At 56.5% G+C, this 23694-nt stretch carries 21 protein-coding genes, 1 tRNA gene and 1 riboswitch; of the genes, 16 read left to right on the top strand and 6 right to left on the bottom strand.

Annotation, left to right across the window (positions count from 1 at the left end):
* Positions 1 to 642, bottom strand: a complete 642-nt coding sequence (locus HY921_03460; GenBank protein ID MBI5629925.1) for a hypothetical protein — start codon at positions 640 to 642, stop codon at positions 1 to 3.
* Between the two features lie 202 nt (positions 643 to 844).
* On the opposite strand from HY921_03460, the gene HY921_03455 reads away from it, so the two are divergent.
* Complete coding sequence (locus tag HY921_03455; protein ID MBI5629924.1) at positions 845 to 2893, top strand: hypothetical protein; 2049 nt, start codon at positions 845 to 847, stop codon at positions 2891 to 2893.
* Between the two features lie 51 nt (positions 2894 to 2944).
* Here HY921_03455 and HY921_03450 read toward each other — a convergent pair whose 3' ends face one another.
* The 3 genes from HY921_03450 to HY921_03440 all read right to left on the bottom strand — a co-directional run bounded on the left by HY921_03450 (position 2945) and on the right by HY921_03440 (position 5830).
* On the bottom strand, positions 2945 to 4153 hold the full coding sequence (locus tag HY921_03450; GenBank protein ID MBI5629923.1) for a DEAD/DEAH box helicase: 1209 nt from the start codon (positions 4151 to 4153) through the stop codon (positions 2945 to 2947).
* 9 nt (positions 4154 to 4162) lie between these two features.
* Positions 4163 to 4603, bottom strand: coding sequence for a hypothetical protein (locus tag HY921_03445; GenBank protein MBI5629922.1), 441 nt, complete (start codon positions 4601 to 4603; stop codon positions 4163 to 4165).
* A gap of 111 nt (positions 4604 to 4714) precedes the next feature.
* Positions 4715 to 5830, bottom strand: a complete 1116-nt coding sequence (locus HY921_03440; protein ID MBI5629921.1) for a TIGR04053 family radical SAM/SPASM domain-containing protein — start codon at positions 5828 to 5830, stop codon at positions 4715 to 4717.
* A gap of 87 nt (positions 5831 to 5917) precedes the next feature.
* A riboswitch (cobalamin riboswitch) is annotated at positions 5918 to 6105 on the top strand.
* Between the two features lie 317 nt (positions 6106 to 6422).
* Here HY921_03440 and HY921_03435 point away from each other — a divergent pair.
* The 8 genes from HY921_03435 to HY921_03400 all read left to right on the top strand — a co-directional run bounded on the left by HY921_03435 (position 6423) and on the right by HY921_03400 (position 13847).
* Positions 6423 to 6926 carry a hypothetical protein gene (locus tag HY921_03435; protein MBI5629920.1) on the top strand — a complete coding sequence of 168 codons (504 nt, stop codon included), beginning with the start codon at positions 6423 to 6425 and terminating at the stop codon, positions 6924 to 6926.
* A gap of 11 nt (positions 6927 to 6937) precedes the next feature.
* On the top strand, positions 6938 to 7624 hold the full coding sequence (locus HY921_03430) for an adenine nucleotide alpha hydrolase (protein MBI5629919.1): 687 nt from the start codon (positions 6938 to 6940) through the stop codon (positions 7622 to 7624).
* 265 nt (positions 7625 to 7889) lie between these two features.
* Entirely contained in the window at positions 7890 to 8081 is a 192-nt protein-coding gene (locus HY921_03425; protein ID MBI5629918.1) for a helix-turn-helix transcriptional regulator, read from the top strand.
* Positions 8082 to 8330: 249 nt separating this feature from the next.
* Positions 8331 to 9413, top strand: coding sequence for an adenine-specific methyltransferase EcoRI family protein (locus tag HY921_03420; protein ID MBI5629917.1), 1083 nt, complete (start codon positions 8331 to 8333; stop codon positions 9411 to 9413).
* 5 nt (positions 9414 to 9418) lie between these two features.
* A complete protein-coding gene (locus HY921_03415; GenBank protein ID MBI5629916.1) occupies positions 9419 to 10525 on the top strand; it encodes a DUF262 domain-containing protein in 1107 nt (368 codons plus the stop codon).
* 134 nt (positions 10526 to 10659) lie between these two features.
* Entirely contained in the window at positions 10660 to 11781 is a 1122-nt protein-coding gene (locus HY921_03410; GenBank protein MBI5629915.1) for a DUF262 domain-containing protein, read from the top strand.
* A 6-nt stretch (positions 11782 to 11787) separates the two neighbouring features.
* The gene (locus HY921_03405) at positions 11788 to 12444 is read left to right on the top strand and encodes a hypothetical protein (GenBank protein MBI5629914.1); all 657 of its coding nucleotides are present in this window, start codon (positions 11788 to 11790) and stop codon (positions 12442 to 12444) included.
* 656 nt (positions 12445 to 13100) lie between these two features.
* Complete coding sequence (locus HY921_03400) at positions 13101 to 13847, top strand: type I restriction enzyme HsdR N-terminal domain-containing protein (protein ID MBI5629913.1); 747 nt, start codon at positions 13101 to 13103, stop codon at positions 13845 to 13847.
* A gap of 287 nt (positions 13848 to 14134) precedes the next feature.
* Here the strand turns inward: HY921_03400 and HY921_03395 are convergent, their stop codons facing one another.
* Positions 14135 to 14968, bottom strand: a complete 834-nt coding sequence (locus tag HY921_03395; GenBank protein MBI5629912.1) for a hypothetical protein — start codon at positions 14966 to 14968, stop codon at positions 14135 to 14137.
* 93 nt (positions 14969 to 15061) lie between these two features.
* Here HY921_03395 and HY921_03390 point away from each other — a divergent pair, with 93 nt between their 5' ends.
* Entirely contained in the window at positions 15062 to 16132 is a 1071-nt protein-coding gene (locus HY921_03390; GenBank protein ID MBI5629911.1) for an AAA family ATPase, read from the top strand.
* Between the two features lie 251 nt (positions 16133 to 16383).
* On the top strand, positions 16384 to 18048 hold the full coding sequence (locus HY921_03385) for a recombinase family protein (protein ID MBI5629910.1): 1665 nt from the start codon (positions 16384 to 16386) through the stop codon (positions 18046 to 18048).
* Here HY921_03385 and HY921_03380 read toward each other — a convergent pair.
* A tRNA-Met gene (locus HY921_03380) sits at positions 18030 to 18103 on the bottom strand. The two genes, HY921_03385 and HY921_03380, sit on opposite strands and share 19 nt — an antisense overlap.
* Positions 18104 to 18278: 175 nt before the next feature.
* On the opposite strand from HY921_03380, the gene HY921_03375 reads away from it, so the two are divergent.
* The 5 genes from HY921_03375 to HY921_03355 all read left to right on the top strand — a co-directional run bounded on the left by HY921_03375 (position 18279) and on the right by HY921_03355 (position 23615).
* Entirely contained in the window at positions 18279 to 19244 is a 966-nt protein-coding gene (locus tag HY921_03375; protein MBI5629909.1) for a tyrosine-type recombinase/integrase, read from the top strand.
* On the top strand, positions 19241 to 19678 hold the full coding sequence (locus HY921_03370) for a hypothetical protein (protein MBI5629908.1): 438 nt from the start codon (positions 19241 to 19243) through the stop codon (positions 19676 to 19678). The genes HY921_03375 and HY921_03370 overlap by 4 nt, the downstream gene beginning before the upstream one ends.
* A gap of 221 nt (positions 19679 to 19899) precedes the next feature.
* Positions 19900 to 20691, top strand: a complete 792-nt coding sequence (locus tag HY921_03365; GenBank protein MBI5629907.1) for a hypothetical protein — start codon at positions 19900 to 19902, stop codon at positions 20689 to 20691.
* 300 nt (positions 20692 to 20991) lie between these two features.
* Positions 20992 to 21867 (top strand): hypothetical protein, encoded by an 876-nt coding sequence (locus tag HY921_03360; GenBank protein ID MBI5629906.1) that lies wholly within the window; start codon positions 20992 to 20994, stop codon positions 21865 to 21867.
* A complete protein-coding gene (locus HY921_03355; GenBank protein MBI5629905.1) occupies positions 21867 to 23615 on the top strand; it encodes a TraM recognition domain-containing protein in 1749 nt (582 codons plus the stop codon). The genes HY921_03360 and HY921_03355 overlap by 1 nt, the downstream gene beginning before the upstream one ends.
* Positions 23616 to 23694 lie beyond the last annotated feature (79 nt).

Below are 23694 nucleotides of genomic sequence, written 5' to 3'. Positions count from 1 at the left end.
CTACAGCAGGCTGTCCTCGAGCGTTTCGCGCCACGCCGGCCAGCGCGAGGCCAGCCAATCGTAGAGCTCCAGGGAAAATACTCCGGCGTTGGTGGCGACCGCCAGGCCCCCGTCCAAATCTCCGATGAAGTTGGCCTCGAGGACTTGGACGAGTCCCCGCGGCTCGGGATAGGGGTGAAGGGGAGCCCAGCTCTTGTCATTGCCGCGAATAAATACGCCGCGGCCGGTCGCGGCGTAATGCCTTCCCGACCATTTTGCAAGGCGCGGGGCCCTTGCGTTTCTGGGCCTCGGAAGATCAGTGGCCAGTTCCCAGCCTCCATTGAGAACCCATATATGGCCGGAATTCGCCGCATGCAGGACTCCGTCTATGAATCCAATTTCATAGCAGGGCAGATCCCCCGGCCAGGGGATGAGGTCGTGCCTTCCTTCCTTTATAACGTGGAGGCCGGACTCCCCGGCCAGGTAGAATTGGCTTGCGTTCTTGGCCATGGCGTAGACCCACGGCTCCGGCAGAGGCATGACGAGCTTCCACTTGAGCCGCTCCAGAATCGGCAAGGGGAGGAGGCGGTCGGCCGCGCCTTGGGCGCGGCCCGCAAGCGCGAGCCCGGCCGCGGCTAAAATCAAGCGGGGAAGAGCGTTCATTTGTTCTCTGCCGCTGCTGCGACTGGTCGCGGTCATATCGAGAAAGCCATTAGATAAAATTTCGGCGGCCCCGAGCTGGGCCTTTCGGCCCAATCCATTCTGGGCCCAATGCGCACGCCCGCTTGGGTCCTTGGCTCCAATCGGCCGAAAGAGTCATTTCCTAGAATGAGTCGGCTTTAGAGTCTGTTCCAAGGAGAGATAAATGAAGAATTTGTCCATGACGTTGAGCCTCGCTTTGGTCGCCCAAAACGCGTTCGGCGCCAATCCGGTCTTGCGCGCGTCCGCCGCCAAGCAGATGCCGCGCATGCCTGCCTCGCTCGTCACCGGCGGAGGCGTTCCCGTTCGATTTTTTGCTCCCGAGACGCGGGGAGCGATGACCCAGGTGAAGATATTTGCCTCTCCTGACCGGGCGCGCCAAGTTTTTTCCCGACAAATGGGCGTAGGCTCCCGCGCCGCGGCCGTGGATGGCTACCATGCCTTGGAGGTCTTGGGCCAGGAGTTAACCGTAGGAGCCCAGGGCGGCTCGGCCTCGGTGATTTATGACTCCGCCAAAAAAGGGCCGGATGGCTCCGGCCTGGCCCCGGGCTCGGGCGGCTTCTCGGGCCAAGGCGGCGCTGGCGGCAGCGAGGGCGGGCGCGGCGGCAACGACAGCGGCAATGGCCGCGGCGGCAACGGCGGGAGCGCTTCCGACGGCTCCGATTTGCCCGATGGAGAGATGAAGGCCGCGATGGTGGCCGTGCACGCGGTTTTCGAAAAAACCGAGGATCAGAGCCCGGCTTTCACGGCCGAGGAGTTGGGAGAGCTCAATAACCGCATGACCTATCTTTTGGACATGCCGCCCTCCAATTGGCGGGAGCTGCGCAAGCTCGAGACAGAGGCCTTCAGAGAGGAAGTCTCGAGGATCGGGGATTATTTCTCCATGAATCGCATAGTGGACGGGGCCGAGCAGGCTAGCCATAGTTCCGGTATGCTGGTCGCGGCGTTGGACGGCGTTCTCGAACGGGAGCCTGGAGAGTCCGGCCTGGAAAAGAGCTTCCTCGTGATCGGGCGGGGGCTTGAAACGGAAATATACCGGAAAAGGCCTATTGCCCAGAAGAGGATAGACGCGTTGACAGGGCAATTCGGCCGATTCCTGAAGCTCGGGAGAGGCGAACTCCTCGAGATGCCGCCCGAGGCGGCGATGTTCATGTGGCAATTTTCGACCATGACAGAGATATGGTTCTCCGCCAATCCTAAAGGAAGAGATGTGGCGGCCCTGATTCAGGCGAGCGGGGATATGCGGCGTAAGCTTGAGAAGCTTTTCGGAGGCCCTTTGGATCCGGATGGGACAGTGTTCGCAAGGGTGGAGGAGGTCAGCGACGCGAATTTGGAGGATTTGCGTTCCCACCTCAATGATTTGGGCGTGAAAGGCGTTGAAACCCGGCGCGCTCGCGGAAGGATCGAGGTCTGGGTGGGAGAGGGGGACACCGAGGGAAAATACAAGGCGGAAGTGTTCCTGCGCCTCGATCCCCGCTGGGGCGGCCTCTACGCGGCCGGTCGGGTCAAGGTGTACGTGCTTAGAACCGACGTCCGCGTTCCCGACACGCGCAAGGGACTTGCGGCCGTCCCTCTTGGCGCGGGCTTGCAGGGCTATGAGGGGATTGGAATTCCCGCTCAAGACCCGGCCGATGGCCAAAACGAGGCGGCCATGAAGCGGGGCGCGGCCGAAATGGCCAAGGATTATGTTGGTGGCCACAGGAAGCCTCTCGGCCTGCGCCCGCGCGACCCCCTTCCCAGAGTAAGGAAGGTGGCGATAACCCATATCGCTTCTCGAACCAGGGGAGAGCCCTTCGACATCGTCATGGCCCGGGTTGAATTTGCCCGCCAGAGCCACCAAGGCATACCGGTCGAAGGAAGCGAGATCGTGGTCAACATCGAGTTTCCCGACAGGGTCCTGAACTCCTCCGGCAAACGGCATCTTTTCGTGACTGGTGAAATCCCGGAAAGGCCGGGCCTCTCCGAGGCGGAGGCGCGCCATGGCTTGGTCGGCCAGGTGCTGCACTATGGCTTCATAGGCCGCAGGCTCGGGAGCTACACCGTCTCCCTGGCCGACATCGGCGAAGGAAAGAAGGTCATCATCGAATCCCCGGAGCAGGCGGGAAAATTCATCCTGGTCTGGAAGTTCCGCGTGGGCAAGGCTATGAAATGGGACGTATATGTCGACGCCGACACAGGAGAGATGGTCCGGACACGACCGTTGTTCCAGAGTTAGGATTACAAGGAATCAATCTTCAAAGGCCGGCGGTTCAACCGCCGGCCTTTTTTACCGCCGGCGGCGCAGTTGGCGGAAGCGGCTCCAGTTGAGGTCCCGGAAGGAGCGCGGCTTCGGGGCTTTAAGGAGAGGGGGGACGGAGTAGGCGAAATTCGGCAGCATGGCCCTCGGGAAAACGATTCCTACGAAGCGCTCGATCGCGCTCAGGAAGGGCTGCTCGTCCGGGGACATCAAGGTGATGGCATCACCCACCCCGTAAGCCCGCGCCGTGCGCCCCACGCGGTGCACGTAATCCTCGGGGTGGCGCGGCAGGTCGTAATTGACCACGTGGCTGATCTCGCGCACGTCGATGCCGCGCGCCGCGATGTCGGTGGCGACCAAAATCTGGGTGCGGCCCCCGCGGAAGTCCTCCATGGCGTTGGTCCTCTGGCCTTGGGTGCGGTTGGCGTGAAGAACCCCGATCGAAAATCCCTTGTCCTTGAGTCTTCTGGCCAGGCGATCGGCCCCGTGTTTGGTCCGGCAGAACACCACTCCCGAGCGGATCTGGGTCGCCTGAAGGATCGCGACGAGAAGCTCGGTTTTCTGCTGCTGGGTCACGGGATAGACCACTTGGCTGATGCCCTCGGCCACGGAGGTGGGGCGGGAAATCTCGATGCGGCGGGGCTGGCGCAGGGCGAAGGAGGCGATGCGCTCGATCTCGGGCACCAAGGTCGCGGAGAACATCATGGTCTGGCGCTCGCGCGGCAGGCGGCCCAGGATGTTCCTGATGGCGGGAAGAAAACCCATGTCGAGCATGCGGTCCGCCTCGTCCAAGACCAAATTCTCGATGCGGTCCATGCGCACCGTCCCCTGCTGGAGATGGTCCAAAAGCCTGCCTGGGGTCGCGATGATGATCTGGGCGCCCTGGGCCAGGGCCTGCCTTTGGCCGTGGTAGCCCACTCCTCCGATGACCACGGCGACCTTAAAGGGGGTGAAGCGTCCGCAGTCGCGGAAAGTCGTCTCGACTTGGGCCGCGAGCTCCCGGGTGGGGACGATGACCAGGGCCCTCACCCCTGGGCGGGGGGTCTCCAGCATTCGGTTGAGGATCGGGAGGACGTAGGCCGCGGTTTTCCCGCTCCCGGTCTGGGCGCAGCCCAGGAGATCGAGTCCCTGCAATGCCAGGGGGATGGATTGGCCCTGGATGGGGGTGGGATCGGTGAACCCCATCGCCTTGACGCCCTTGACCAGATCCTGATGAAGCCCTAATTGGGAAAATGGCATTTTGGATGGCTAGGCGTTAGGGACGGGTCCGGCCACGGGAAAGTACTCGATTTCCATGCGGCACTTGATCTCGCAGCCGCAGGTCTCGACCGAGGAGGCGTACAGGGCCTCCGGGCATTTGGCGCCGCTCTCGGAAAGGGGGAACTGGGCCGCTATGGTCTCGGCCGCCTTGAGCGCGAAGTTGAAAGTGCCGTGGCCGCAGCGCCCTGGGCAGGGCACGGTGAAGATCGCGGCGTCCGAAGGGGCCAGGGAGAGGTCCCTCTCCTCCAGGATGTGCTGCCGGGCGTCCATGAACGTCAGGTGGATGCGCATCTGCTTGACCGAGGGAAACTTCGAGCCCAGGAGACCCACCAGCCGGGCGGGATTTTCGGCGTTCCGGGCGCGGAGCACCTTTTCCTGGTTTTTATTGGGCCCCTGGGGCCCCCTGCGCTTCTTGAAATGTCCTGCCATGTTGGTTCCTCTTGGCTATATCGTAGCATTTAATCCGGAGCTGGTGCTCCGAGCGCGCCATAATGCGCGTTGTGGCCGGTCGATTTTGAAGCGAGCCGAGGCGCGCGGGTCTCAGCCGCCCCCGGCGTAGGCGCATCCGGGATCGGAGGCCATGTAGTCGCTCGTCATCGCGTAAGCCCGGGCCCGGGAGCCGCCGCACATGGAGGCGAACTCGCAAGTCCCGCATTTGCCCATGAGCCGGCCCGGGTCGCGCAATTCAAGGAATAGGGGGGAGCCGCGATAGACCTCGGAGAGCTTTTGCCGACGCAGGTTCCCGGCGGGTATGGGGAGAAAGCCAGAGGGGCAGATGTTTCCCATGTGATCGATGAATACGATCCCCTTGCCCGCGTTCACGGCCTGAGGAGACATCCCCAGGCTCCCGTTGATCCCGCGCGGGCGCGCCACGATGCGGCGGATACGCTCCGCCGCGCTCCCTTCGCAGCGGGGCGCTGCCAGCTCCTTCTGTATGACGAAGCGGCGGTAATGCTGGGCCTCGGTGAGCTTGACGATGAAGGAGTCCTCGTAGTTCAAGCGATAGAGGCGGTCGAAGACGAGCTCGAATTGTTCTGCAGAAAGCCCTCCCAGGGCTTGGCCCCGGCCCATCGGTATCAGGAAGAAGACCTCCCAGAAAGCCACCTTGGCGGCCTTCGTCAAGGCCACCATGTCTTCGAGATAGGGAAAATTCCAGGCCGCGAAGCAGGTGTTGATCTGAAGGGAGAGCCCCTCTTCGTGGACCATGGCTATGGCTTCCATGGTCCGGTCGAAGGCGCCGGCGATCCCACGGAAGGAGTCATGCAGCCTCGCCGTCGGCCCGTCCACGCTGAAGGCGATCTGGTCGAGCCCCGCCTCCTTGAGGCCGCGGATCCTCTCTCTTGTGATGTTGTCTGTCGCCGCGGGAATGGTCCCCAGGCGCAGCCCCTGCTTGCGCCCGTGTCGGATCAGCTCCTCCAAGTCCGGGCGGTTCAGGGGATCTCCGCCGGAGAAGATCACGATGGGGGTCCCCATCTCGGCGACCTGGTCAAGCAGGCCCTTGCCCTCGGCCGTGTCGAGCTCGCGGGCGTCCCGACCCAGGACCGCCTCCGCCCGGCAATGCTGGCAGGCCAGAGCGCAGGAGCGGGTGGTCTCCCAGATGACCAGGAAGGGGGCCTGGTTGAAGTCTATGCCTTGGCGCGGCGCCGAGTCTCTCATCCAATAGATGTAATTTGCAACAAAACTGCCACGGCCGAGCTCCCCGCCCCATGATCTTGATTGTCACGGGGACGTTATGATACTGTAACGCTGACGCCGTGACGGCGTCGTCCTGCGTGTGCTACGTTGGAAGCCGGTGAGAATCCGGCACGGTACCGCCACTGTAAACGGGGAGCCAACCGCTGATGGCCACTGTCCTTGATGTTGAGGATGGGAAGGTGCGGGAAAGCGACGATCCGTAAGTCAGTAGACATGCGCGCGGGGTATCCTTCGAGTTTTTAAGGAGGCCGCTTGGTTGGCTCAACTTGTATCGTCCTCTCCGGTCTATCCGCCGCCGTTGTTTCGACGCTTGCCTTGCCGGTCGACGTTCACCCAGTTTAATTATGGAACTCCCATCAGGACCGGCTCGCATCAAAAAGTGCAGCCACTGCGGAGTTGGTCTGATCTGCGGGCCAACGGCAGGCAAGGCGGGCTGTTGGTGCGAGGACCTTCCTCACATCCTGTCTTTCACCGGAGCAGACTGCGTATGTCCGAAGTGCGCCGCAATGGAAGTCGAACGCCTGGAAAAAATAAACGCCATCAAGGAGACACCATGAAACTCTCAGCAAGGGCTTATCTCGGGATCGTTTTTCTCGCCGCTCTGTCGAGGCTGGTTCCGCATCCTCCGAACTTCACCGTGATCGGCTCGCTGGCTTTGTTCGGGGGAGCCTGCTTCGAGGAAGGCCTCATGGCTTTTCTCGTTCCGTTGGCGGCGCTGTTCCTCTCCGACGCCGTCATTGGATTTTACAAAGAGATGCCTGCAGTCTATCTGAGTTTTGCCCTGACCACGATTCTCGGTCGGCGGATGAAAGGAAACAGGCGCAGCGCGCAGGTTGCCCAGTTGGCCTTTCTCAGCGCCGTCATGTTCTATCTCATTACGAATTTCGGGGTATGGGCGTGCGGAGGCATGTATCCACGCACGCCCCAAGGACTGATCATGTGCTATGTCGCCGCTCTCCCTTTCTTCGGGAATACTTTGGCGAGTACGATCCTCTACTCCGCCGTCCTTTTTGGCGCCGCTGATTTGGCGGACCGACTGATTTTGGCGACCGCATGACCCCGGAAAGAATGTCGCGTAAGAGGCCAGCCAAAGAGCAGGTCGTCTTGTCCTGGAGCGGGGGCAAGGACAGCGCCATGGCAGCGTATCACTTGCGTGCGTCCCAAAAATACGAGATCGCGGCGCTCATGACGACGCTGACTGTGGGATTCGACCGGGTCAGCATGCATGGAGTGCGGCGGGAGCTTCTGGAGCGGCAGGCCGAGTCTTTGGGAATTCCGCTGCACACGATCATGATCCCTCAGGATTGTCCCAATGAGATCTACGAGGCGCGCCTGCGGGAGGTCCTCGGCCGATTCAAAGCTCAGGGGATCACGAAGGTCGCCTTCGGAGACTTGTTTCTCGAAGATCTGAGACAGTATCGGGATGAGCACCTTGCGCGAATAGGGATGACCGGAGTTTACCCGCTCTGGATGCGCGATACCGAGGAGCTGGCGAGGACTTTCATCGGCCTGGGGTTCAAGGCGATCCTCTCCTGCGTCGATACGCGGGCGATCGACGCTTCGTTCGCAGGCCGGGAAATAGACTGCGGCCTGCTTGGTGACCTGCCCGAGAGCGCCGACCCTTGCGGGGAATACGGCGAGTATCACTCGTTCGTGTACGTCGGGCCTATCTTCAAGAAGGCGATCGCGTGCAGAGCGGGCAAGAAGGTTCTGCGTGCCCAGCGGTTCAATTACTGCGACATCGTTCCAGAATAGAATAACTCGGGCACGAGCGGACACTTCTTGGGATCGTCCGACAGTAAGGCATTCCCCTAGAAGTTGCGTCGATAATTTGCGACCTCCAGGTTTTGTGCCCAGAGATTTTGGGCAAACAAAGACCCAGACCATGCGGTCCGGGTCTCAGTTCTCTCGTCGAGCAATTACGAAAACGGTTGCGGGGGCCCGATATTACCTCTGCGGAATATGTTAATTTTGCCCTTAAGGTAGCTGATAAGGACTTCCTCCGCCAAGAAGGAATTCCATGTCTAACGTCCACACGAAGCAGTACCAGGAGTTTTTGCGAAAGCTGCGGAAGGCTCGGCTTGACGCCGGGCTTACCCAGGCCCAAATCGCTAAGGACTTGGAGAAGCCACAGGCTTTCGTCTCGAAGTGTGAAGCTGGTGAGCGGCGGGTGGACTTTCTCGGAGCTTCAAGCATTTGCGGCGCTGTATAAGCGCCCCTTGCAGTGTTTCCAGTCTTAATTCTACTCGGTTCTCTCTGGTCGTTGCTGCCCTCCGTCGGAATTGTCTCCTTCTCGTGACAAGGCATCAATAAAATCCTAAAATTCCTAGCTGTCTTCGTCTCTTTTTTCTTTTGCAATGAATCCTGAAATCGCTGAAGACATACCATGAAACGCGCAAGCAAGCCCACGAAAGCTCGGAAACGAATAAGTAAGCCTGAGCAAGCTCCTGTCCCCTCCCGAATAGGGAATGTGGGACTTTCGAATGCAAAGAAGGCCAAGCAGGATGAGTTTTACACGCAGCTTAGCGATATCGAAAATGAGCTGAAGTACTACAAAGCGCAGCTTCGCGGCAAGACGATTCTTTGCAACTGCGACGACCCATTTGAGAGCAACTTCTTTAGGTATTTCGCACTCAACTTCAATATGCTCGGCCTCAAAAAGCTCATCGCCACGAGCTATGTGAAGTCTCCCATCGCTGGCGGGCAGTTGCCGCTTCTCGATATCGAAGGGCTCAAGCCTGACGGTAAAGAACCCTACGCGATAGAAATCAAAGAGGTGCCAGACCATAAACGGCGCGGCGCGACTGACCTCGCTGATGTTGAGTATCTCTTGAAGCGCAACGCAAACACATCACGGCCCCTCAAAGGTAATGATATCTATGACGCGGGTGACTTTCGCAGCCGCGAGTGCGTCGAACTATTGAAGCAGGCGGATATCGTCATCACCAATCCCCCGTTCTCACTGTTCCGCGAATACCTGGCGCAATTGATAGCTCATGATAAGCAGTTTTTGGTTATCGGTAATAAAAACGCACTTCATTACAAAGAGATTTTTAACTTCATAAAAGAGAATAAACTTTGGCCGGGCGTTCGGCCATTTTCCGGTGGCATGTGGTTTCTCGCCGACTATATGGGGAAGTACGAAAAGGTTGTAGATGGCGTGAAGCTGATAAATGTTCCGGCGATTTGGCTCACCAACATGGATAACCCAAAGCGCCATGAACAATTGCCGCTCTATAAAAAATACTCGCCCGCCCAATATCCAAAGTATGACAACTACGATGCCATTGAAGTCGGCCAGACTGCGGAAATCCCCTGCGACTATGATGGATTAATGGGTGTTCCTGATGCGTTTCTAGATAAATTCAATCCCGAACAGTTTGAGCTCATCGGTATACCATTCGGAAATTTAGGCAAAGAAATTGGTGTGAAGAAAAATTATCGTGGCCGAACGGACATTGCGATAACGAAGGACGGGAAATCGCGGTGCCCGTATTCAAGGATAATCATCAGACGTATTGTCGCTCGCACGCGCAAGGATTAGGGTCCATGGAAATTACCCCCAAAAATATCAAGGTATCTGAACTTGTCGCGGGCTATGAGGATAAGGCGGAAGAGGGGGTGCGTGGATACAGCGGTCGCCTAAACATTCGCCCCGCTTATCAGCGCGAATTCATCTACAAGGATAAGCAACGCAACGAAGTCATTCACACCGTTCGTAAAGGGTTTCCGCTCAACTCGATGTACTGGGTGAAGGCGGGTAATGGCTTTGAATTATTGGACGGGCAACAGCGCACTGTCAGCATCTGCCAGTACGTGCATGGCGACTTCTCGGTGGAGGTTGATGGCTCGCCAATGAATTTTGGCAACCTCACTAAAAATAAGAAACAGGAGATTCTGGACTACGAGCTTTTTGTGTATGTGTGCGAGGGAACGGATAGCGATAAGCTTGACTGGTTTAAAATCATCAACACCGCAGGTGAAAGACTGAGCAACCAGGAGGCGCGCAATGCCATTTACACCGGCCCTTGGCTTGCGGATGCGAAGCGATGGTTTTCCAAAACAGGTGCTCCAGCAGTTCGAGATGGACGGGATAAGCTCGTCAGTGGTTCGCCGATTCGGCAAGAGGTCCTAGAAACTGCACTCGATTGGATCTCCGGCGGGAACATTGACGACTACATGAGCAAACACCAAATGGAAAAAGACGCACAGGAGCTGTGGCAGTATTGGCAGGCGGTCTTTGATTGGGTTAATCGCGTGTTCCCGAATCAAGATAGCGGGCGAACAAAACTGATGAAAGGCTTGCCGTGGGGCGAGTTCTGCAATAAACATAAAGAGGACAGACTGGGCGCGGTGGCGCTGGAGAAGCGCATCATAGAGCTTATCGATGATGATGAGGTGGATAATAAGAGGGGCATCTACGAATATCTTTTGACGGGCAATGAAAAAACCTTAAGCCTGCGCGCGTTCGATGAGAAGGTGAAACAGAAAATTTATGCAAAGCAAAAGGGTAAATGCCCTACATGCAAGAAGGCCTTCGATATCAATGAAATGGAGGCGGATCATATTATCCCGTGGAGGAAGGGCGGCAAGACCACAGAAAGGAACTGCCAGATGCTCTGCATGATGGACAACCGGACGAAGAGCGGGAAGTAGGGGAAGTGCCAAATAAAAGCATGACTAGACTTGCTGACCAGATTCCCGCTTTCGACCAGCTCTTCAACCCGCTGCTTTAAGTCCTTCGGCAATTCTGCGGTCCGGCGTCACTAGGAATGCAAAGGAGATGGCAGATGGCTACACTTCAGGACGAAATCGAGAGAAAGCGCAAGGAGATTCAAACCGATGGCTACTCCATGTCTATCGGCGAATTTGTCCGGATGTACGAGGACAAAGAACTCGATATTCATCCCGAATTCCAGCGATTCTTCCGCTGGACTCCGCTTCAGAAGACGAAGTTGATTGAGTCAGTCATGCTTGGAATTCCGATCCCTTCGATCTTCGTTTCGCAACGTGAGGATGGGGTTTGGGAGGTCGTTGACGGACTTCAAAGGCTTTCTACGATTTTTGAATTCGTCGGCGCATTGCGTTCCGAGAAAGACGAGCCGCGGCCACCAAGCAAGTTGCTGGCTACAGACTACTTGCCTGGCCTCCGAGACAAGATGTGGAAAGGCTCCACGCCTGAAACTTCCTTCAGCCAGCCTCAGCGGCTGGCGTTTAAGCGGGAAAAGCTGGACGTCAAAATCATAAAGAAGGAGAGCGACCAACAGGCGAAATACGAGCTCTTCAGCCGACTAAATACTTTGGGATCATCGCTGTCTCACCAAGAGGTTCGCAACTGCATACTTATCATGGTGGATCGGCCCTTTTTTGAATGGCTGAATGAGATCGCATCCTACAAGCCTTTTCAGAATTGCCTCGGACTTTCTGATCGGCAAGTCGAGCAGCGCTACGATGTGGAGTTGGCGCTCCGATTCCTAGCCTACGCACGGTCGACGGCAGAGGAACTCGCATCAATGGAAGACGTTGGAGAATTCCTAACAAAGAAAATGATCCAACTCGCACAAGATGCGAGCTTTGACCGAACAGCGACAAAAGATGCCTTTGAGAAAACGTTTCTCCTCATCGAGCAGTCGGCCGGCGATGATGCTTTCCGAAGATATAATCCGGAAAAGAAGGTGTTTCAGGGAGGATTCCTGGTCTCTGCTTTCGAGGTCGTCGCGCTGGGTGTGGGAAAGACAATTGGCGATTGGACTGAGGCTGGATTCACCGATGCCAACAAGGCGAAGATGTTGGCGAAAATCAAGGATATCTGGCGAAACGAAGAATTCCGAAAATCCTCGGGGGCCGGTGTCAGAGGCACATCGAGGGCTCCTAAGTTGGTACCGCTCGGCGAGGCGCTCCTTAAGCCATAGCGGCTTATGAGTAGAACAGTCGAGGAGCTTCAGGAGAAGCTCGCCGGAGAACTGGCCTGGCGTCGAAGAGAGCTGTCCGGCATTCTTCTATCCATTGACGGGGCCACCGGTCTAGCACGACAACTCCATCTAAGGAGTGGTGTGGCATTGCTCTACGCTCATTGGGAGGGTCATATACGCGCATGCGCTGCAGCCTATGTTGAATTCTTGGATAATCAACGTTTAGAAACGGGCCGGCTAAAGGACAATTTTGTCGCGATGGCCAGCGCGTTCCGAGGGAAACTGTCATCGGTGGCGAATTCGAACAAGATAAAATTTCGAATCGAGCTGATTCGAGAGCTTCGCTTGTCCGAGAAATCTCAGGCTGAATTCCCGCCCAAATTGATCCCGAGTGCTGAGTCAAACCTGACCTATTCCGTTTTGAGCGAGTTCCTGCTGGCTTTGGATTTAGATCATAAGCCGTATGAGTTGAAGGCCAAGCTTATTGATGAGAAGCTTGTCGGAGATCGGAATCGAATTGCACATGGTCAGCATCTGACTGTAGATGTCCAGGAGTACAAGCAACTGCATGCCGACATCCTCTCCCTGATGGAGCTATTCTATACGCAGATCACGAATGCAGCCGCTAAGAAGGATTACCTTTTGCCGCCAGCGACGCTATAGTTGAAGCTGACGACTCTACCCTCATCTTACAACAGCGCGCCTGCTGCCACCAGGGACGATTTCCATCCGATCCATCGGGCTGAATTGGCGGTGCAGCTTGACCACGTCGCGATTGGCCAGCCTGACGTAGATCTTCACCATGTCCAACGTCGAGTGCCCGAGGATCTGCTGAAGGCTAAACGCGTCGCTGCCGTTTAGGATGTATTGAGTCGCGAACGTTAGGGCTTGGGGCCAATTTGGGCCAAAGCCAGCCAAATCCACTAAATCGCGATAAATAACCGCGCTCCCCATAAAACATAAAACTGCCTTGGAGTTTTTATATCTTTATAAATATTGTGCCGTTTTTGTCTGGGAATTCCGCTATAATTAATTAAATACAAATTAGGAGGTTTATCTAGAACCTATTAATTTAGAGTAATTTTTGGCTTCACCCGGGACCGCGCGTAAGAGCGCGGTAAGCTCACTCAGATAGCTGAGGGGCACATTGGAAACCGGATTGAAGCCGCTGATGTACCACGCTTCGGCGTGGGAAAGGCGGCATTCGATTCCTGGTTATTCCAATGGCTGGGGCGGATGCCGCTGATTGTTATCCGCCCATCTAAAAGAGCTTTTCCCGCCTAGCCAAGAAGTAAAAATAATAGTCCAGGAGAAAATAGATGACTGATATCCGTAAACCCTTAAAAAAACTGCTTCCGTACCTTATTCAGGCGCAGTCCGATAATCTCAACGAAGCAGACACCGTTCAGAGGCTTATTAAAGTCTTTGAAGAGGTTTTAGGCTACGACGTAATGACCGATATCAGCCGTGAGGCCCAGTTGAAAAATAAGTACGTGGATATTGCGCTTAAAATTGATGGGGTTGTAAAGCTCTTGGTTGAGGTGAAGGCAGCGAGCGAAATCCTGCGGGATCGCCACATAGAGCAGGCGCAGGCTTATGCTTCGCGGAATAATTTCCGATGGGTCGTGTTAACCAATGGGCTTGTTTGGACTCTGTACCATCTAACCTTTGAGGAGGGAATTGAGTATGAAAAAGTCTTTTCTTGCGATTTGTCAAAGGGAGAGACTTTCGATGTTTCTGCTGAACATCTATCCCTTCTTCATAAGGATTCCATAAAAGACGGAAAGCTTGATGATTTTTGGCAAAAGAATATCGCTTTAAGCCCGGCGACTATTGGGAGGGCTGTGTTTCAGGAAACAGCCCTGGCGCATATCCGGCGAGAAATACGAAGGGAAACGGGTCTATTGATTGATTATGAGGATTTGGGCAGCGCCATTCATAAAATGCTTTCTCCCGAGGCTCTGGCCCTGATTGGGCCACTTAAAATCAAACGGCGAAGGCTCGTGCGGCGACAAAAAACGATTGAAAATGTTTCTTCAGATGGTCAGCCACAGGGAATCGCATGAAACATGTATGGAAATTTGCGAGATACATAATTCTTCCTCCAGTGTTGCTATGCGGCTGCGTTACCATCCCTGGTGAATATAGATACTACTCGCATCAAACTAAGAGCATGATGCAGCTGCCAGGGGACCGACAAATGTGTTTGCTGCAAATGGCTCATAAGGCAAAGGCAGCGGGCATTCCTAGTTCAAGGAAAATTGATTGGGTAGAATTGGATCGCTGTCTCGAACAATTTGGATGGAAGAGGATGCCATAAGTCTTCTTCGTGGGAATAGCTTGCTCTGAAGTTTTATTTAGACTTTTTCTTTAAATATGCAGGGGTGTAAATTTGGCGAAATAAAGCAGCGGCTATTTCTGGCGGGATTGCTTTCTTCTCATCAGAAAATCTTTTGGCTATATATAAGTTGTCCCAAAACTGCCAATGACGTTCAAAAATATTGATACAGGCGTCTTCAAAAGACTTTGGTTTTTCTTGACCTGGAAAGTAGTCATGCTTATATTCTTTCTTGCTGAGTTTGAGCATTCCCTTTATAAATATTTTGATGTCTCCTTTAATTTTGGAAAAGTCTGAATCAATTTCAGGTCGAATCTCTGTCTGATTCCTTCCCATTTTGTATAGGAAAAACCAAAGGTCGTTCACTAATGAATGTATAATCTTGTGAAGCTTTGCCTCGTATGTTTGGGGCTGTCTCGGCTCGTTTCCGCTGCGTTCGTCTGCCCACTGCTTACCTAGCGCCGCAATAGATGTTCCATCCATTAGATGGGCTTCTAGGAATCGTAGATGGCGGCGTAAATTTTTAACGGTAACTCCTCGTGTTTTATCTTGGTGTAGTATTTTGGGGTCAATACCCGCCCTTCGAAATAGAAGTCGGATAAAAGGTTTTATCTTCCCAGGCCTGATAGCCCCAAACATGATATAGGGGACGTCGCCTCGGAAGACGAAACTACCCTCCAGAAGTTGACGCGCAAAAGTCCGATCCTGCGGGGTTTCTTTTATGGATTTTTGATTTTGTAGACGGTTATTTATCCAAAGCTTTTTCCAGGCGTCAGCATATGGGCTGTTAAGTCCATGAGTTTCAACTTGTTTCCACTTGAGAAACTTCTCTGTTAAGGTGGATTCCACTGGCTATCCTTTTGTTCGGCCTCACAAAGGGGCTATGGGCGTCTCTTGAGGCAGCCTATAAAATGATTGCCTGGTTATGCCAGAGGAGAAATTATGAATAAGAAAGTTCTTGGAATAAGTGGAAGCAAAATTCAAAGGGAGAATGGGGCAGCGCACGGAAAGGCATTGAATGCAAGCGAGTCCCCCAATATCCCTCCTATTTATAGCCGGGCAAATGGGGAGTTCGAGCCGGTGTCTTTGAGTTCTCTGGAAGAGCCTGAAAGGCGTGAAGTGGGTCTGTTAAATGGCCGCTTGGTTGAAGGGTATCCTGCAATCTTGTATGGGGACGGTAGTCACGGGAAGAGTTATATCGCTCAAGCTATCGCTTTGGGGATGGCTAGCGGCAAAGGGTTTGGGGGAATGACCTTGCCGCCAGGTTCTGTCCTCTGTTTAGATTGGGAGTTAAATATCGAAGAACAACTGCGGCGCGCTTACTCCATAGCCAGGGGGCTCGGGATGGAGGAGCCTCCCCAGCCTTTGTATTATGCGGAGTCTTTTAAGCCTTTGCCACAATTCCTTGGGAAGGTAAGAAAATATATTGAAGAACAAAACATATCCTTGGTCGTGGTGGATTCTTTCGGCCCCGCATATGGGGTCAATCCAGAATCGGCCGAGGTCATAATTAAATCCTTAAATAAACTCAGGGAGCTTGGGGTTACAGTTCTCTTGATAGATCATCAGTCCAAGTTGCAGGATGGGCAAGCCTATGGAAATAAAACTCCCTTTGGTAGTGCCTATAAGTATAACCTCGCCCGATCTGTATTGCATGTTGAGAAAATTCATAGCTCCAAAGGGCTTGCCAAGGTTCTTATTCGGCATAAAAAGAATAATTTCGGACCCCTTTGTGAGGATCTTGGGATTAACATTTATTTCAAAGAAAATGCCACGGTGTTTACTGGAGCGGATACAGCTAATGATCCAGACTTCCAAAAAAATATCAATACAGAAAGCAAAATCCTGGCTGTTTTAAGGCGGAGTGAGCCTCTTTCTGGTGAGGACATAGCCCAGGAAACAGGGATTAATCATAAGACTATCGCGAATCGCCTTCCAGCATTGGAGAAGGCTGGCAAAATCCAACATTCGGGAAAGGAAGGGCGGAAAAATATGTGGGAGGCAGTAAAATAACATGTAGAAAAAAGAAGAAAAATCGGGAAAATATAGGGAAGAAATCTGGCTATTATGGCGGTTTCCCCAGAGGAAAAGCCGAAATTGCGCCTTGGTATGGTTCGCCATAGGATACAAGCTGGTGCTATCCCTATTGATGGGGTTATCTGCATCCTTTGCGTCTGGGCTTTGAGGCGTTATAAGCGCCTGGCTGGGCAAAAATCCTGTTTACTAGCCACCAATAAAGATAAATAATAAGGCGATCTATTGACATGACAAGGGCCTGGGCATTCTATCGGCGTTCGACCGATAAGCAAGAGCTTTCTATTGAGGATCAGAAGAAGGCCTGCCGCGACTACGCGGATCAGAAGGGGTGGGGCATTGTCAGGGAATTTATTCCTGAGAAGGGGTATGCTTCGGGCCTGACCATAGAGCGCGATTCAAGGTTCCAGGAAATGATTCGTCTTGCCCAGGCAGGGGGTCATGGGATCTCGCATCTCCTGGTCTACGATGTGAGCCGCCTCGGTAGGCTTCCAGCTGAGGATAAGATTTATTGGGAGCAAGCGCTTAAACGGGCCGGGGTATGGGTTGTATACGTTAAGGATGAGTTTAAGAATGATGGGTCTCTTGGGGATTCCGTCTCCAAGCTTATAAAACACGCGCAAGCCCATGAATACAGTCAAAAGCTGTCAGAAACCACTATTCGGGGCTGCAAAAGCCACGCGAGCCTGGGCCGCTCCTGTGGGGGGCGGCCTCCTTATGGATATGCTCGGCTTTTAGTGAATTCGCAGCAGCAACCTATTCGAGTCTTGAACAATGGGGAGCGCAAGGCGGAGAAATCCCAGCATGTTGTATGGACCCCAGGCTCGGCCGATGAGGTCGAGGTTGTCCGCTCTATCTTCCAGGCGTATGATCGAGGCAATGGCCTAGGCGCTATTGTTGATGACTTAAATTCGCGGAGCATTCCAGCGCCTCATGGCGGCCTTTGGGCCAAGAATTCGATCCTGAGTCTTTTAAAAAATCAGGCCTATAAGGGGACTCTCGTCTATAATCGGCACAATTACCATAATCGCTCTCCTGGAGCGGCAAAGAGGATTAGGGCTTCATCGGAATGGATAATTAAGGAAAACTCGCATCCGGCGATAATAGACCCTGTCTTGTTTAATCGAATCCAAGCTCGATTTCGCAGGAGAAAGCCTCGGGATGGGAGGCATTATGATTCGCCCTATCTCTTGGGAGGCCTTATTAAATGCGCCCGATGCGGCCACCGCTATTATGGCCAAATGAAATACCATGATGGAGAAAAAGCTCCCTATTATCAATGCGGAGGGTATCACAATAAGGGGAAATATTTCTGCGCAGCTTTCTCGATCAAGGCCAAGGTCCTTGATGACTTTGTTCTTGCTGAAATTCAACGAGGGGTTTCCGAGTTAAAGGACACGAATTTAATCCGAACCCGGCTGCGAGAACTCCTGGAGGAGTCCTTAAATCCCAGCGCCAAAGATCGAGCGGAAGAAGTACGCAAAGCCGTGGAAGCCAAGGATGGGGAGATAAGGAACCTTGTCGGGGCCATAAAAATGGGCTCTGCCAGTCAATTCCTGGTCGATGAGCTCAAGAGGCTAGAGGCTGAGAAAGAGCGTCTAGGAGGCCATTTAAGCGCGATTTCTGGTTCTTTAGAAGCCCTAAGTCTAGACCCGGACAAGATCGCGGATGAGTTGGTTCAGTACTTTGACGACTTTCCAAGGCTCTTTGGAGCGGGGACAAGGGCGGAACAGAAGGATTTTGTCAAAGGATTTGTCCAGGAAATCGAGATTGCTCCCGACCCAGGAGAGGCTCGCTTTAACTTCTATCCCCTCCCATTCCTAGAAAAGAGAATCGCCGATTCCATGGGAACCGGCGATTCTTTCCGCAGAGACCGTTGCGGGGGCTGGATTTGAACCAGCGACCTCAAGGTTATGAGCCTTGCGAGCTACCAGGCTGCTCTACCCCGCAGGGAAAGTATAACACACGTGAGGAGGTAAAGCAAACGAAAGTCTGCTTTCTCGACGAGAACTCGCGAGAGGGCGGAAGTTCGAGGATCACTGCAAGTTCGCAAGGTTAGTCCGGGAATTCGGGTAGGCACGGCGGCTGCGAAGCGCCTTGCTAAGCCCAGAACTCGGAGGCGAACATGCAAAGACTCTGGAAAGATCAAAGCGACGTTGCCGCACAAGACTGGCCCTCGGCGCGAGAGTTGTTCTTCCTGCGCTGCCGCTCGAAGAATGTCTCGGACCATACCCTGGCCTGGTACAAGACTATCCTAGGGGGCTTCCTGCGCTTCCTGGAGGGCGTCGGCGCGTCCACCCCGCGCGAGACGACGCCCAACCTCCTGCGGGCGTTCTTCGATCATCTGCGTCAGAGCGGCCATTCCTCCATCACGATCAATCGAACGTATGGAGGGCTGCGCTGCTTCTTCCGCTACCTCTCGCAGGAGCGGTTGATCCCGGCGACACCCTTCAGCCTGGTTGAGAAGCCGAAGGTAGAGAAGAAGCTCATCCGGCCGCTCAACATGGACCAAGTGCGGCTCCTGCTCACGCAGCCGAAGACCAAGACCTTCTGCGGCTTGCGCAACTGGACCATGATGCTGCTCATGCTCGATACCGGCCTGCGGCTGGGCGAGGTCCTGGGCCTTCGCCGGGACCGGCTTGACTGGCAGGCCAACCGGCTCACGGTCTTGGGCAAGGGCGACAAGGAGCGCGCCGTGCCGTTCGGCGGCGCGGTAAAGAAGGCGCTTTGGGATTACTCTCAATGGCGTGGCGACGTGGCCGGCCAGGATGTCTTCTTCCTGGACCAGTTCGGCGGCCAGATTTGCCCGCGCCACTTCCAGATCAGGCTCAAGCGTTACGGCAAGGCGGCGGGCATTGAGGGCGTCCGCGTCTCGCCGCACACGCTGCGCCATACCTTCGCCACACAGTACATCCTAAACGGCGGGGACGCCTTCAGCCTCCAAGCGATGCTCGGCCACTCGACCCTGGAGATGGTCAAAATCTACGTGCGCCTTGCCAACCGCGACGTGGCGCTCCAGCACCAGCGCTACTCGCCGATAGACAAGCTCGGGCCGCTCGCAAGCGGCCGGCGCTCGGTGAGGTTCCGATGAAGGCCCGGCTCCATTGGTGGCTGCACGAATGGGACTGGCGGCCGATGGCCCGGCTGATCGTCTGGCTCGCCATCGCGGTCGCGGCGGCGAAACGAAGCGGCTATCAACCGCCCAGCCTGGGCGCTATCGCCCGCGAGCTGGTCCTCGGCTGCCTGCTGACCTTCGGCTTGTTGACCCGGCTGCAACTCTGGATTGCGCTGGGCGCGCTACGCCTGTTCCTGGCGCTGGACGACTGGACCTATGCGGCAGCCGAGTGGCTGGTCAGGCCGGTGGCTGGCCGAGCGCCGTTCGCCGTCAACTTCCTCGCGGCGCTGGCCGCACAGCTCGCCCTGGTGTGGGGTTCCCTGGCCGCTTGGCGAGCCGCCCACCTGGGGCCGCGAGTCCTGGGGCTGCTTGAGGTCGGCGCGCGGGAGCTGGTTCGGCTGCTCATCTGAGCCCAATGGCCTAGGTTTTTGGGGCCGGATGGCCCTGGAGAAAAGGTATAATGCCGTTACCCTATTACCGTCGGGCGAAGCTTGCCCGACACCGCCTGTGTAGCCTGGGGAATAGGCCCCAGGGTATCCACGATCCCGCCGTAACGGGATGAGACCACGGGAAACGACCAGCTCGTTTCTCGCTTTTTATTGCCCGAAGTCCGGGCCGGTCAAAGAAAATCGTGGAACCCAAAGCGCCGCCATTTTATTTTGAAGCCCACGCGATAGAGGTACTATCGTTGGGCGACGAGCTCCTCGCCGAGGCGCTCGAGCCTCCCGCCAAGCCCGCCCCCTCGCGCCTGGACGACTGGGTGGACTTTCACCTCACGGTCGATCAGGCCAGCCTGATCCACGACAAGCTCTACCGAAAAGCCCGACGCACGACGCGCCGACGCCGGCCGTCGCGGCCGCTGAAAGTAGGGGACGTCTTCACAGACCCGCGCCACCTGCTCGACGTCCTTTGGCGGGCGCTGGATGAGGTGCCCGCCACGACGCCGGTCAGCGTCTCCAAGCGGGGCAATGTCCACGTCCGAGACCGCGAATTCATGCTCCGGCTCCGCCGTCATGAGGCCGCGTATTTCCGGAAAATTCTCAAGAACCAAGAGACCGATGACTTGCGGCGTCAGGAGTACGAGGAAGAGCTATTCGCCACGCTCGACGAGGTCGAACACGCCGAGGAAGGCCTCGACCCGGAGCAACTTACCGATGGTATCCGGCGACCTTTTATCTACCGAACACACACCGAGACTCCCCACGCCCACCTGCGCCAGTTCTTCCTGAAAGAGGCCTTCGCCGAGTTGCCGGCGAAGCTCAAAATGTCTCCTAAGGACGTGGATTCCTTGCTCTCCGAACTCGCTGCCGCCGGGGGTAACGTGTCCGAAGCCGCGCGAGAACTCGGCCAACCTCAGCGTAGAACCGCCCGTCGCGTCGCCCGCATTCTCCGGCATTTTGAAAGCCGGGGCTTCTCCGCCTAAAACTACCTGTCTAAAACCGGCCCCCTCGTTCGTTACTCCTAGGGAGGGTCTTAAGCCTTCGAGCGCCACAGAACAGTGGTGCATTCGAAGGCCTCAACGAGAAAACGACGGCCGCCGCGAGGCTTTTTCTCGCCCGCCTGTCGTCCTCTGCGAGGACTTTTCTTCCCAACCCCACCCCCACAACGATGTGGTGCTGGGGTTGGGAAGCGGCGGGCAAAAAAGACTGCGGCGGTCAGGGAGGTGCAGATAGGAAAGGGAGGAGGACAAGGGAAGGGACAAAAAAACGGGGGAGGTCAGAGATTGATCAACAGAAAATCGAAAGGGAAAGGCAAGAAAGGCGGGGCGGAGTTGCAGGAAAGGGATGGGGAGTTGTTGCGGGAGTTGGAACTGTGGGGAGTGCTCGGGCTGGGACAAATAGACGGCTTGGTGTTCCATAAAGGTCTCGGAGAAACCGAACGGGCGAGGCTGCTCTTCAACGAATACGGCGAGAATCTGTACCGGCTGTCGGGGTACAAGAGGCTTCAAGACCTCAAGAAGTCGGGCCATGTGGAGGCTCATTTCTATCGGGACTTCCCGATGGTCTTCACGCTGACAAGCCGGGGTCATCGGGCGCTCAAGGCGGCGAAATTGGCGCGGCTCCCGGGCTTCAAGCGGTCGGTCTCGGGCCATCTGATCGAGCATGAGATCCTGGTCAACGCCGTGGGTTTGGTGCTGTCCCGGCTGCATGGGCTCACGGTCCGGACGATCCGGGAGCGCACGGACTGGAACAGTCGTGGCGGCTGGAGCCACACCACGAGCCGGTCCCGAATCCCGGACTTGTGGATCTCGGACCCGGCCGAGCCCAAGGCGGTCGAGGTCGAGTTGAACAAGAAAGCGACCCAGCTCTACCCCGATATCTGGGGCTCCTATCGGGCCTCGCTGCCTGGCCGGGCCGTGGTCCTCTACCTGACAAACTGGCCGAGCGGGCCGGACTTTGTTCGCCGGCAGGCCGCGCGCCTGAGCATGCCGTTCATCTACGTCTGCGACCTGGCGGAGTTCAGGGCCAGCGCCGGGCGCTGTACCTTCGCCAACTGCGAAGGCCGCAGCCTGAGACTCGTGCCGGCCTCGGCGGCGTCCATTCTGAGCGCGCCGAAAGCCTTGCCGTCCGACCTTGAAACCGTGGGAGGTGCCGCCTAATGGAAGCCAAAATCGCGATGTTGGTCTGCGTCATCGGGGTCATTGCAACCTCGGTGCTGGTGCATTTCGAGCGCCGTAAGCTCGCGGGCTTGGCGCTCGCTCTGGCCGTCGCCCTGTCCCTGCCGTTGATAGGCCTGCCGGTCCTCTTGAAACTCCGAAAGGACCTCGGGATACTCCGGCGCATCCCGGTCGGGGACCTGCGGCGCACCGCCCAAGGAGCCTCCGCGGCGCTTGGCCTGTTCGTCGGCCTGGGCCTGGCCCTGCGCAAGCCTGGCCCTGGCGCGCGCAAGCGCCAATGGGACGCGCCGCGCCAGGCGGGCAGCACTGACAAGCCGCTCGGCCGGATTCTTGAGGGCGAGCCGTCCGCACACGGGACGTTCCTCGGCACGGCCAACGGCTGGACCAAGGTCTTCGTGACCGATAAGGAGCGCGAAAGCCACATGCAGATCGTGGGGCCGACCCGCTCGGGCAAGTCGCAGCTTCTCTTCGGCCTTTCAGGCCAGGACATGAAGCGCGGCATGCCGGTCTTCTTCATGGAGGCCAAGGGCGACAGCTCGGACTTCGACCAGTTCCTAAAACTGGCGAACCTGGCTGGGCGCGCGGCGGACGTGCGCTACTTCAATCCGCAGGATGCGCGCTCGATGACCTTCAACCCGATCCGGCGGCTGCCCGGCCAGGACACGACGGCGGTCGCCAACCAGCTCGCGCGCGCTATCGGCCGAGAACCCACGTCCTCGGGCGAGGGCCAGGACTATTACCGCTCGCTCGACTACGCCCGGATGCTCAACATGGTCGAGGTCTTCTGTGCCACGGGCCTTGAGTTCACCCTCAAGGACTGCCTCGCCTACTTCAGCTCGGAGAAGGCCCGCAAGAAGGCATTCGACCTCTGCAAGGACACGCGCAAAGTAGACGCCGCGGCCGAGGACTTCAAGAAAGGGACCGACACCTCGGCGCTGACCTCGGCCATTCGGCCATGGACGACCGGAGAGTTGGGACGGCTGCTCAACGACTACTCCCCGGAAATCCGCCTGGAGGATGTCTTCGAGCGCGGGCAGCTTGCTTACTTCGCGGTCCCCATAGGGCACCTTCAGGTCCTCGCCAATCCGCTTGGCCGCATGCTCATCTCGGGCCTGCTCTCGGTGGCGGCTTCTCGGCAGAAGATGTACCCGAAGCCCGAGCCTGCCTCGGTGATCCTGGACGAGTTCGCGGAGTTCGCCACGCCGGTGTTCTCATCTTTCATTGCCACGGTGGGCTCGGCGCGCTTCTGGACGGTCCTCTCACATCAAGACCTGGGCCAGCTCAAGAGGATCGAGGGAATGTCGGCCGAAGCCTTCCACTCGGCGGTCTTCGCCAACACCTCGGGCTGCAAGGTCTGCTTCAGAACTCCCGCCCCTGAGGACGCGGAGTTCTGGTCCGCCACGCTCGGGACCTACACGACGTTCAAGGACACCGAGCAGGTCCAGCGTGGCGCGCTTGGGACCATGCGCACGGGGCAGATATCCCGACGGGAGGTCGAGGAGTTCAAGGTTCATCCCAACCTGCTCAAGAGCCTGGTGCCGGGCACGGCGCTCATCTACTCGGCCGGGCGTCTTGAGTGCCTGGCGAGGACGGCAGGTGTGGCGCGTTTGCTTGAGCCGCTTGAAATGCCGCTGCTTGAAGGCGGTCCAGTTCAGAAAGGCGTAGGGCTTGAACTTGAGAGCGAGATGAAGGGACCGGGACGCTTCGACAACGACGGACGGCTGCGCTAGAAGCGCCGTTGACGCACCTGGGTGCCGGATGAGTCGAATCGGGGAGCATGCGACTCCCCTAAAAAGAAGACCGGGGGAA

The sequence above is a fragment of the Elusimicrobiota bacterium genome, from assembly GCA_016218575.1.
Classification (GTDB): Bacteria; Elusimicrobiota; Elusimicrobia; order UBA1565; family UBA9628; genus JACRDN01.
Note: the sequence above shows the minus strand (reverse complement) of the source record. Positions and strands in the feature narration are given on the sequence as shown.